Source organism: Pedobacter sp. (assembly GCF_035566355.1).
Classification (GTDB): Bacteria; Bacteroidota; Bacteroidia; order Sphingobacteriales; family Sphingobacteriaceae; genus Pedobacter.
Genome location: NZ_DATMRL010000522.1, coordinates 1 through 11,320, shown reverse-complemented (window position 1 = coordinate 11,320; position 11,320 = coordinate 1). Strand labels below are relative to the sequence as shown.

Sequence of the window (11,320 nt, the reverse complement as noted above, 5' to 3'; positions counted from 1 at the left end):
TCCCAGTCCAGGCGCTGCTTATCTTTATATCTTTCGTGAGAACCGGAAGTCGAATGACCCTGAGGCTGGGTAACTTCGGTTACATGGATCAATACAGGAATATGCTGCGTTCTGCAAACCTCAATAGCCTGCTGATAGGTCTCACAAAGCGCAGGATAATCCCAGCCCCTCACTTTATAGATTTCGTAGCCCTCTGCATTTTCATCCCGCTGGAAACCTTTTAATATTTCTGATATGTCTTCTTTTGTCGTCTGATATTTCGCAGGAACAGAGATTCCATAAGCATCGTCCCATATAGACATCGCCATTGGAATCTGCAAAACCCCGGCAGCATTGATAGCTTCAAAGAAAACACCTTCGGAAGTAGAAGCATTACCAATAGTTCCAAAAGCGACTTCATTGCCATGAACAGAGAAATTTTTCAAATAACTCAATTCCGGGTTTTCCCGATAAAGTTTGGAGGCATAAGCCAAGCCAACCAATCTGGCCATTTGCCCGCCTGTCGGTGCAATATCAGATGAACTGTTCTTCATCTCTGTAAGATCCTTCCAGCTGCCATCTTCATTAATAGAACGGGTAGCAAAATGACAGTTCATTTGTCTCCCCGCCGAAGCCGGATCTGCTTCTACGCTAGGATTTGCATAGAGCTGCGCAAAAAATTCCTTCAGTGTACATATACCTGTTGCAAAAGCAAAGGTTTGGTCCCGGTAATATCCGGAGCGCCAGTCACCGTTCTTAAAGGCCTTGGCCATGGCAATTTGAGGCAATTCCTTACCGTCACCAAAAATGCCAAATTTTGCCTTACCTGTTAAAACTTCCTTACGTCCCAACAAACTTGCCTGCCGACTTTCATAAGCAATCTTATAATCGTTAATCACAATCGTTTTGAAGTCTTCAAAACTTAACTCGGAAGCATCAATAGGGTTCGTAGTAAGTTTATTATTTGGCGTCATAAGCATTTATGTTACGGCACAAAGATAAACATTTTATAAAGCCGGGGTTAGCGATGTAACGTAATTTATATATTGGAATACTTTTTGAAATAACAATTTAAACATTAAATTTGTTTAAAACATACAAACATGAAAAAGTTAATCGTCCTATTTTCCTTCATCTTAGATATAGCAGTTTCAACAAACGCTCAAACTAAACCTGCAGAATTTAAATTTGATAAAGAATCTTATGACTTCGGTAAAATTCCGTTGGGAAAGCCAGTTTCAGTAGAATTTAAGTTTACAAACGTTGGTGAAACACCGCTAATCGTGACAGATGTACAGACCACTTGCGGTTGTACAGTTCCTGAATACACCAAAACTCCGGTACAAAGCGGCAAGACTGGTGTCATCAAAGTAACCTATAATCCAGCCGGTGCTGCGCTTCCTTTCAGCAAGAGCATCACCATCACTTCAAATGCCAAAACGACTACTAAAGTTTTGTATATTAAAGGTGAAACCGTTGCCGGATCAACCAAGTAAAAATTTAACTTAATTTTTTAAATTAAAACCTCGTTAATCAACGAGGTTTTTTATTTTTGTGCCATGCCAAAAATATCCGAAAAAGGAGTTCAGATGCCTGCATCTCCTATCAGAAAACTCACCCCCTTTGCTGATCAAGCAAAAAAAGACGGTAAAAAAGTATATCATTTAAATATAGGTCAACCGGACATTGAAACGCCGGAAGGCATGCTGAATGCGATTAAGAACATTGACTTTAAAGTTTGGGCCTATACCCCATCAGAAGGCACTTTGGCTTATCGGGTAAAACTGACCGAATATTACAATAAACTGGGGTATAACATTACACCTGAAGACATATTGGTTACCGTTGGAGGTTCTGAGGCAATTACCATTGCCATGCAAACCTGCGTAAATGAAGGCGATGAAATCATTATTCCTGAGCCCTTTTATGCCAATTATAATGGATTTGCCTGCATGAGCAATGTGGTGGTAAAACCTATTCTGTCTTATATAGAAAATGGCTTCGCCCTTCCGCCGATTGCAGAGTTTGAGAAGCTAATCACGGAGAAAACCAAGGCTATTATTATATGTAACCCAAATAATCCAACCGGTTATTTATATTCTAAAGAAGAATTGGAAGCTTTAAAAGCTCTATGCTTAAAATATGATCTGTTCCTTTTCTCTGACGAAGCTTACCGCGAATTCTGTTATGATGGCCGGGAATTTATTTCTCCTATGCACCTGGATGGCATTGATAACAATGTAGTTGTTATGGATACCGTATCAAAGAGATACAGCGCCTGCGGTGCCCGCTTAGGATGCCTGATCACGAAGAACAAAGAAGTAATCAAATCCGGATTAAAGTTTGCACAAGCGCGCTTAAGTCCAGGGATGGTAGAGCAAATTGCCGGAGCTGCTGCAGTAGACACACCTGATAGCTATTTTAAAAAAGTAAATAAAGAATATACTTTAAGAAGAGATACCTTGGTATCCCGTTTAAATGCAATGGAAGGTGTGGTTTGTCCAAACCCGGGTGGTGCATTTTATGTCGTAGCTAAATTTCCTATAGATGATGCCGACAAATTCTGTCAGTGGATCCTGGAAAGCTTTGAGCATGAAGGACAAACTGTCATGATGGCACCAGCTACCGGATTTTATTCAAGTAAAGATTCGGTAAAGAATGAAGTGCGTATGGCGTATGTTTTAAACACAGATGACCTGAATAAAGCCATGGATTGTTTAGATATCGCTTTAAAACAATATCCTGGCCGTAAATTGGCATAATTTTCGTAACTTTGTATGCTGATGACAGAAGGGAGTAGTTAAACCTCAGATCATCAGCATAGTACTGGGGCCGTTTTGGATTTGACAGGGTGGCGCTGAGTATGTAAGCATGCAGTGCGTTGTACGGAGAGCACTTTAAAGAGAACGTTCACACTATAATTGGCGAAAATAACTACGCCTTAGCTGCCTAATTTAGAATTAGCCTAGCTTTTGTCCCTCTAACTGCTGCATTGTTAGGTTAGAATCCGGGGCATCGAAATAATAATGCTGGCAATTGTATGGTGCGATGCAGTTGCGAGATAAAGCATCTAAGGAGACAAGCAAGGTCGGCTACCAGCCCGTTTGCTCCCGACAATTAATTGGAAGATAAGCATGTAGAAGGCATAATTTATCACACAACTGGACAAGGGTTCGAACCCCTTCGGCTCCACAACAAGAAAAGCAGGTCATGATGGCTTGCTTTTCTTGTATTACACCGGATATATGGACCAATATAAAATTGTAATTTTGACTCGCCAATAAAATTCATAAATTGCTTCAATGTCAATACCTATTAAATTTTCAAGTGGTCGGTATGTAGGTTCAAAGGTTTCAGAAAGTTCCTTTCGACATATTATAACCACTGAAACGGTATTTCCCCAGGGCCATACCTCAGATTGGCATTTTCATGAAAACCCGCATTTTTCACATATTCTTTCTGGCGGAAGTAAAGAGATCAGAACCAATCTTACGGAGATTCAGACTGAGGGAAGCAGCTTATATTACTATCCTGGTATCCCCCATCAGAATACAAGTTACCTCGCTGGCACCCGCATTTTTAATGTAGAGTTCGAAAAAGAATTCTTTAACCTGAATGGCCTTACCATACCTGAAGACTCAAAAGTGATCTGGAATAAAAAATCTATCGCCAGCACTGGATTAATAAAAATTTTAAAAGAGCATTACTATAACGACATACACAGCCAGGCCTCTACAGAGCTCTTGTGCATCAATCTCCTCGCAGAGGACCATCAAAAACTAAAACATTACCCTGAATGGACAAAACAAATTATTGAGGTCCTGAATGACCACTGGAATACTCCACTCCTGCTTTCCAGGTTTGCAGAACATCTGAATATTCATCCTGTAACTTTGTCCAAATATTTTTCCCGATACTTTAGCTGCACTTTGGGAGAATACTTTCGAAAACTAAAAATAGACCGATCATTGTCCATTATCCGTCAAAACAGATATTCACTTACCGATATTGCCTATCAGTGCGGCTTTACAGATCAGGCCCATTTTACAAAAACTTTTCGTCAGTTTACTGGCATGACCCCTTTCCAGTATAAAAAAATATAAGGCGGGTATATACGCTAATTCTATACAATTTTTTACTCAGTAACACCTGTACTTTTACCCCTCATAAAGGACTATCTCTCTTTCATTCTATGGATGTAGAAACCGCTCCTTATGAAAATGTTTTTTATTCAACAGCAACTACCATGTCTAAGAACAAAATAATTACAGGCATCCTAACTACGATCGTATCTCTCCTATTTGGTACCGAATCCTATGGGCAGACAAAAAACCAGGCACTTCATCAACTCTTTGAAAGGTATTCAATAGAAGTACTTAAGTTGGATCCACTAGGTGCTACTTTTCAGGGAAACCACAGCTATGACGCTGAATTGGCCAACGAGGGTGCTTCAACCTATACTGCAGAAAAAGCACGATTTAATAAAAAATACCTTTCCCTCCTAGGCAATTTCGATCCGGTAAAACTGAATACCGCCGACAGAATCTCTTTCAAAGTATTACAGTCCATATTGAAGACCGATTTAGAGAAAGATCAGTATCATACAGAATACCTTCCAATACAGCAATTTTCATCTATTCCCTTATTAATCGGGCAATTGGGATCGGGCAATTCTGCTCAACCGTTTAAAACCCCTGCCGATTACCATAAATGGATAGCCAGAACAATAGCTTTTCGCACTTATGCAGATACCGCAATTGCCAATATGAAAAAAGGAATGGCTAAAGGAATTGTTTTGTCAAAAGCGCTTGTGCTTAAAGTAATACCACAAATGGAGGAATTGGCAGAGACAGATAGCGCAAAAAGTATTTTTTACAACCCTATAAGAAATATGCCAAAAACATTTTCTCTTAAAGAGCGTGCTGTGTTAACCAAAAAATGCCACCATGCATTCCAAAAAAACTTGATTCCCGCCTATCAGCGGCTTGCGGTATTTCTCAAAAAATATTACCTGCCTGTTGCGGCAAAGGGCGATGGCTTATCAGCAATACCAACAGGACGAGCTATGTATGATTACTATGTTAGGTACTATACGACTACAAATCATTCTCCCGAAGAAATCTATCAGATGGGGCTGAACGAAGTAGCACGGATTACAACCGAAATGGAAAAAATAAAACAGCAAATAGGATTTTCAGGTTCTTTGGCCGATTTTTTTATTTACCTGAGAACTGACAGGAAATTTATGCCTTTTAAAAGTCCAGATGAAGTTTTAAAAGCTTATACAGATGTATATGAAAAGATAAAGCCACATTTGCCCGAACTCTTCGATATCCAGCCAAAAGCTAAATTTGAAATCAGGAGAGTTGAATCCTTTCGCGAAGCCTCGCAGAATGGCCCATCCTATATGGTTGGATCTGCAGACGGCAAAAGACCTGGCATTTTTTATGTTCCGGTTCCCGATGCAACAAAAATCAATGTAACCTTTTTGGGAATGGAGGCAACATTTATTCATGAAGCGATTCCAGGACACCACTACCAGATCGCACTTCAGCAAGAAAACAGGTCATTACCTTCATTCAGAAAAAATATCTCTTTCAGCGCCTATACTGAAGGCTGGGGATTATACGTCGAATCTTTAGGTAAACAGCTTGGATGCTACACAGATCCTTATCAACAAATAGGCGCCTTAAATAATGAAATACACCGCGCGATTAGATTGGTTTGCGATGTCGGACTCCATACTGGAAAAATGACCAGAGAGCAGGCTGTAGCTTATATGCTGAAACATGAATCTATAAGTGAGGCGGATGCGGTTTTATCTGCAGAACGTTATATGGCCATACCAGGACAGGCACTTTGTTATACGGTGGGAGAATTGGAAATCCTTCGATTACGTGACAAATACAGCCAATCTTTAGGAAAGAACTTTAGCCTCATCCGCTTTCACAGAGCCCTGCTTAAACAGGGCGACATGCCCTTGGATGTCCTTGACGAGTATATGGCTGATTGGGCAAAGAACTAGTTCACAACAATTAACTGTAACATCAACCCTTTTATTTGATCTAAACAAATAAATCAAGCTAAATAAAGTGAAACAAATCTTTTCAACACTTATACTGGCATTTTTAAATCTTGTATCATTCGCACAGGTAAATACTTTCACTATCGATAGCACCAAATTAAATAAACCCTTAATGCTTGTATTGGATACCATTTACAAGGCCGACCAAGGCAGCCGGTACAGAGCGATGGATCTTTCCAAGGCTAAAGCTGCTCTCTCCCGGGTTGATTCCGCAGTACATGCGGCCCATATTGCCGATAGTTTGAATCTAATAAAAGTAACGCAAATTCTTGATAAAAATGGATGGCTTGGTCCGCAGGATGTGGGCATAGACGGCAGCAATGCCTTATTTCTGGTCATCCAGCATGCCAACCTTGCAACACAGCAAAAATATTTACCGATGATAAGGAAAGCCGTAAAAGACGGTAAGACCTTATCAAGCAATTTAGCCTTGTTAGAAGATCGCGTAAACATGCGAGAAGGTAAAACCCAAGTTTACGGTAGCCAACTCTTTAAAAACAGATCAACCGGAAAGATGTGTTTTTACCCAATTGCCGACCCAGATCATGTTGACGAGCGACGCAAAGCCATGGGGTTGCAACCAATTGCAGAATACGCTAAGTATTTTAGCCTAACCTGGAATGTTGAAGAATATAAAAAGGACCTGCCTGAGATTGAGAAAGTAATTAAAGAACAGAAATTAACTTCCAAAGACTTCCGAAGTTTCTAAACGCTGCATCCCTCAACGAAACCGGCCCATAGAAGCAGCACCTCTTTAAAACAACATTTTATTTGCGCAAGCGAATACTTGCCTTTATATTTGCAATCAATTACTTGCATACCATGAAAGCCAGACGAGATGTATACCAGGCCATAGCCGACCCTACCCGCAGAGAAATTATTAACCTTCTGGCTGCCCAGCCTCACAATGTTAATTCTATCGCAGAAAAATTTGATATGACCAGACAAGCCATCTCTCTTCACGTCAAGATCCTTGTCGATTGTGGGCTCATCACTATCAAACAAAGCGGTAGAGACAGATTCTGTGAAGTAAAATTAGACCAACTCGATGAAGTAACCACCTGGGTAGAACAATCCAGAAAATTGTGGGTAAGAAGATTTGAAAAATTAGATCAATATTTAACCGAAGTAAAAACTAAAAACGATGAAAAAAGACCATAAAGAACTTTTAATAACGCATTTATTTGACGTTTCTCCTGAGCTTGTTTTTGAAGCCTGGACAAATCCTGAACACTTAAAACATTGGTATGCGCCAGATGGATGTACAATTGAATTCAAAACCATAGAAGCAAAGGAAGGTGGCCAGTTCCATTCCTGCATCCACGATCCTGTGCATGGAGCGTGCTGGATCAAAGGTACCTACCAGGAGGTAACCTTTCCTGAAAAATTAGTTTTCTCCATGATCCTCACCAACGAACATGGCGATACAGTTAGTTCTGCAGAAGCCGGGAAGCCAGAGGAATGGCCGCAAGCTATTCTGACTACAATTATATTTACACCCATTGGCAAACAAACCAAGGTCACCTTACACCAGACCGTCGACGAAGAAGAAGCTAAAAAAACAGGAGCTTATCAAAGCTGGTTCAGCATGTTCGATCGTTTAAACCTCTTATTAACCCAATAAATTTCTCCCTGCTACTTCCTGTTCCCCGCAAAAACAAGAAGTAGCAGTATTGTTACTCATTTATCGGCTTATAACCTTTCTAAATAAGGTTTTGACTTTCAAATTACATTTAACTCTTTGTATATTTAATGTCATAAACACACCGCTATGCGTTACAAAAAAACAATTACCCTATCCATATTACTCGGTACAGTAGTTATGCTGAGTGCATTCATGCCAAAGCAGCAACAGGAACGAAAAGCCACAAACCTTAAAGTTTTACCTAAAGACATCAGCCATGAAGAACTGGACAAGATCATGGACGGTTGGAAAGTTGCCTTAGGCGTAAAATGTAATTTTTGCCACGCTGCAAAAAAAGACGATCCAAAAAGACTGGATTTTGCAAGTGATGAAAAACCTGAAAAAGAAATTGCCAGGAACATGGTTCGTATGACCGCTAAGATTAACAGTAAATACTTTCATGTTAAAGACAAGAAAGATGGAAAAGCAATGCTGGCTGTATCCTGCATTACCTGTCACAACGGGAAAGAGCACCCAGAAGCCAACTAATAAATACTAAGAAAAATCAAAAAAGAGGGTCGTATTCACATACGCCCCTCTTTTTTTATAGCCATTGATCAAATTTTTTAATGAACCAGCGTTTAACCAGTTGCGTGAGTAAACAATAGCTCACCAGGATAACCAATAACCATGGAAAATAGGCCAAGGGCAAGGCTTGGAGTTTTATAAAGCTTGCAAATGGCGTAAAAGGAATCGCAATACCAATCAACATCACTGCGGAAGTCAAAGCCACTACCGGTGCTGTTGCCCAACTTTGAATAAACGGAATTTTACGCGTCCGGATCATATGAACAATCAATGTTTGTGATAGCAAACCTTCAACAAACCAACCCGTTTGAAAAAGCATTTGGTGCTCAGGGCTATTTGCTTTAAAAACAAAATACAGTACGGCAAAAGTCGCATAGTCAAAAATAGAGCTGATCGGGCCAACAAAGAGCATAAACCGGCTAATACCACTAGCATCCCATTTCTGTGGTTTTTCAAGAAAATCTTCATCCATCCTGTCCCAGGGAATAGAAATCTGGGAAATATCATACAACAGATTCTGGATCAATAAGTGAATTGGCAACATCGGCAAAAAAGGAAGAAATGCACTTGCTCCCAGCATACTGAACATGTTTCCAAAATTACTGCTGGCCGTCATTTTAATATATTTAATAATGTTTCCAAAAGTTCTCCGTCCATAGATCACCCCTTTGCGCAGCACCATCAGGTCCTTTTCCAACAAGATGATATCAGCGCTTTCCTTTGCAATATCTACCGCCGTGTCTACAGAAATTCCTACATCTGCATCCCGAAGCGCAGCAGCATCATTAATTCCATCACCCATAAAGCCAACGGTATGGCCATTGCCCTGCAGCTGTTTTACAATCCTTGATTTCTGGATAGGGCTTAGCTTGGCAAAAATACTGGTACTGTCCAGCTGTGCCGCCAGTTCCTCATCTGTCATTTGTTCAATCTCTGGTCCAAGCAGCACCTGTTCAATAGAAATGCCTACATCCCGGCACACTTTCCTGGTCACCACATCATTATCCCCGGTCAATACTTTCACATGAATACCCAATTTCTGTAAACCTTCAATGGCCGGTTGAGCAGAAGATTTTGCCGGATCCAGAAAACCGATAAAACCAGTCAGGATCAGATTGCATTCATCGGCCACACTGTAATTGGCCGCACGCGGTTTATATTCCTTGATGGCCACCAGTAATACCCGAAGCCCATCCTCGTTAAGTTTTCTTGAAATCCTCAATACCGTATTTCGCATGGACTCATCCATCGCCACCACCTTATCTTTTTCGCGGTGCAGTTCATGATCTTCACCGGGTTCAAAAGCAAAAGAACACAGATCCAGCATTTCCTCTATCGCCCCTTTGCAGATCAGTAATTGATTACCATTAGTTTGTTCCAGGATCACACTCATCCGACGACGTTCAAAATCAAAAGGGATTTCATCTACTTTTTTATAGTCCTCATCCACTTTTAAATAATCGTGCAACTCTATATGGTCAAGCACAGCCACATCCAACAAGTTTTTCAAACCAGTTTGATGAAAACTGTTCAGATAAGCCCATTTCAAAACCTCATCATCATCCTCCCCCGATACATTTAAATGCCGTTCTAGTACGATCTTATCCATCGTTAGCGTTCCGGTTTTATCTGTACACAGAACATCCATAGCTCCTATGTTCTGGATCGCATTGAGGCGTTTAACAATCACATTTCGTTTGCTCATGTTTTTCGCGCCCTTAGCCAGATTGGCGGTTACAATCATAGGCAACATTTCGGGGGTTAAACCTACAGCAACCGCAATTCCGAACAACAAAGCTTCAAACCAATCACCCTTGGTTAAACCATTCACCAAAAAAATCAATGGCACCATCACCAGCATATAACGGATCAGCAGCCAGCTTACCTTATTTACCCCTTTATCAAAACTGGTTTCTGCACGTTTTCCAATAATGGCTTTGCCTATAGATCCAAAATAAGTCAAGTTCCCTGTAGTCACCGCAATAGCCATAGCCGTACCGCTCACCACATTGGTGCCCATAAAACAGATATTATCCAGTTCTAATGGCGATTTATGATCTGTATCAGCAATAGGCTCACTTCTTTTTTCCAGCGGCATAGATTCACCTGTAAGCATAGCCTGGCTTACAAAGAGATCTTTAGACTGGATGATCCGGATATCTGCAGGGATCATATCACCCGCACTTAAAAAAATGATATCCCCGGGAACGATTTTTGTAATGTCGATCTCTTTCTTGCCCCCTACTTTCCTAAGCACAGTAGCTGTGGTTGTCACCATGCTTTTCAGCTGCTCGGCAGCATTATTACTCGTATATTCCTGCCAGAACCTTAATATAGAGCTCAAAAACACCATCACCCCCACTACAATGACAGTTTTATAATCCCGGTCTTCAGGTGCCGCAAACCATACATCCATAAAAAAGGAGATCACTGCTAAGGCCATCAATACCCCAATAAAAGGGTTTAAAAAGGCTTGTATAAATTGCACATACCAGGCAGGAGCCTTTTTATGCTGAATCTCGTTATAACCAAACTGCTTAATCTTATCGGCTACTAATCTGGGTCCTAATCCCTCAGGATGGCTGTTCAACATTGCATAATAGGCGTCATCGCCTAATCTGGCCACGTTACGCAATTTGGTGACGGCTACGTCATCAAATCCAGATACATTTCTTGGATTGATCATTTTTAACTCTTTCATAACTCTGATTGTTGTCCTGTTAATTCCCAACTGGCCCTCATTACTGCTCTTTCTATCGTGAGCCTGCTGACCATTTTTTCCATAAGATCATTTTGATTGCCGGCAGCAATAATTTCTGCCGTGATTATCGCATTGGTGGGGTCGCCATTATCGCTGCTGGTAAGTGCCCGCAGCATCAATTTATTGTCGTTACCAATATTTTGGAGGAGTAGAACCCGGATGTGGTTTTCAACTTCTTCTTTACACTTAATTACAATAAGGTACTCGGTTTCTGCAGATTCACTTTTTTGAAACACACTGATATTACCCAGCTTTAATCCTAAAGGACGAAGCATGAGGTGTG

At 40.7% G+C, this 11,320-nt stretch carries 10 protein-coding genes, 1 other RNA gene and 1 pseudogene; 9 read left to right on the top strand and 3 right to left on the bottom strand.

The genetic code is table 11. The features are described 5' to 3' along the window. Positions 1 to 953: thiamine pyrophosphate-dependent dehydrogenase E1 component subunit alpha (locus VNZ46_RS20325; protein WP_414693514.1), on the bottom strand; the 953-nt coding region annotated here is incomplete at its 3' end. Positions 954 to 1,082: 129 nt separating this feature from the next. Here VNZ46_RS20325 and VNZ46_RS20320 point away from each other — a divergent pair. The 9 genes from VNZ46_RS20320 to VNZ46_RS20280 all read left to right on the top strand — a co-directional run bounded on the left by VNZ46_RS20320 (position 1,083) and on the right by VNZ46_RS20280 (position 8,237). After that, positions 1,083 to 1,475: a DUF1573 domain-containing protein gene (locus tag VNZ46_RS20320; protein ID WP_325562032.1), complete on the top strand. Its 393-nt coding sequence runs from the start codon at positions 1,083 to 1,085 to the stop codon at positions 1,473 to 1,475. A gap of 63 nt (positions 1,476 to 1,538) precedes the next feature. Then, the gene (locus VNZ46_RS20315) at positions 1,539 to 2,741 is read left to right on the top strand and encodes a pyridoxal phosphate-dependent aminotransferase (RefSeq protein WP_325562030.1); all 1,203 of its coding nucleotides are present in this window, start codon (positions 1,539 to 1,541) and stop codon (positions 2,739 to 2,741) included. Between the two features lie 66 nt (positions 2,742 to 2,807). Continuing rightward, positions 2,808 to 3,174, top strand: a transfer-messenger RNA (tmRNA) gene (ssrA, locus tag VNZ46_RS20310). A 107-nt stretch (positions 3,175 to 3,281) separates the two neighbouring features. Next, complete coding sequence (locus VNZ46_RS20305) at positions 3,282 to 4,082, top strand: AraC family transcriptional regulator (protein WP_325562028.1); 801 nt, start codon at positions 3,282 to 3,284, stop codon at positions 4,080 to 4,082. A gap of 143 nt (positions 4,083 to 4,225) precedes the next feature. Next, positions 4,226 to 6,004: a DUF885 domain-containing protein gene (locus VNZ46_RS20300; protein WP_325562026.1), complete on the top strand. Its 1,779-nt coding sequence runs from the start codon at positions 4,226 to 4,228 to the stop codon at positions 6,002 to 6,004. Positions 6,005 to 6,071: 67 nt separating this feature from the next. Beyond that, positions 6,072 to 6,773, top strand: coding sequence for a DUF6624 domain-containing protein (locus VNZ46_RS20295; RefSeq protein ID WP_325562024.1), 702 nt, complete (start codon positions 6,072 to 6,074; stop codon positions 6,771 to 6,773). 113 nt (positions 6,774 to 6,886) lie between these two features. Further along, positions 6,887 to 7,225, top strand: coding sequence for a metalloregulator ArsR/SmtB family transcription factor (locus VNZ46_RS20290; protein ID WP_325562022.1), 339 nt, complete (start codon positions 6,887 to 6,889; stop codon positions 7,223 to 7,225). Continuing rightward, positions 7,209 to 7,688, top strand: coding sequence for an SRPBCC domain-containing protein (locus VNZ46_RS20285; protein WP_325562020.1), 480 nt, complete (start codon positions 7,209 to 7,211; stop codon positions 7,686 to 7,688). Before VNZ46_RS20290 ends, VNZ46_RS20285 begins: the two co-directional genes overlap by 17 nt. Before the next feature lie 147 nt (positions 7,689 to 7,835). Continuing rightward, positions 7,836 to 8,237, top strand: coding sequence for a c-type cytochrome (locus tag VNZ46_RS20280; protein WP_325562018.1), 402 nt, complete (start codon positions 7,836 to 7,838; stop codon positions 8,235 to 8,237). Positions 8,238 to 8,292: 55 nt separating this feature from the next. Here the strand turns inward: VNZ46_RS20280 and mgtA are convergent, their stop codons facing one another. After that, positions 8,293 to 10,977 (bottom strand): magnesium-translocating P-type ATPase, encoded by a 2,685-nt coding sequence (gene mgtA / locus VNZ46_RS20275; protein ID WP_325562016.1) that lies wholly within the window; start codon positions 10,975 to 10,977, stop codon positions 8,293 to 8,295. Next, positions 10,974 to 11,320 (bottom strand): annotated as a pseudogene (locus tag VNZ46_RS20270) (MgtC/SapB family protein); the annotation flags it as partial. The pseudogene VNZ46_RS20270 and the gene mgtA, both read right to left, overlap by 4 nt.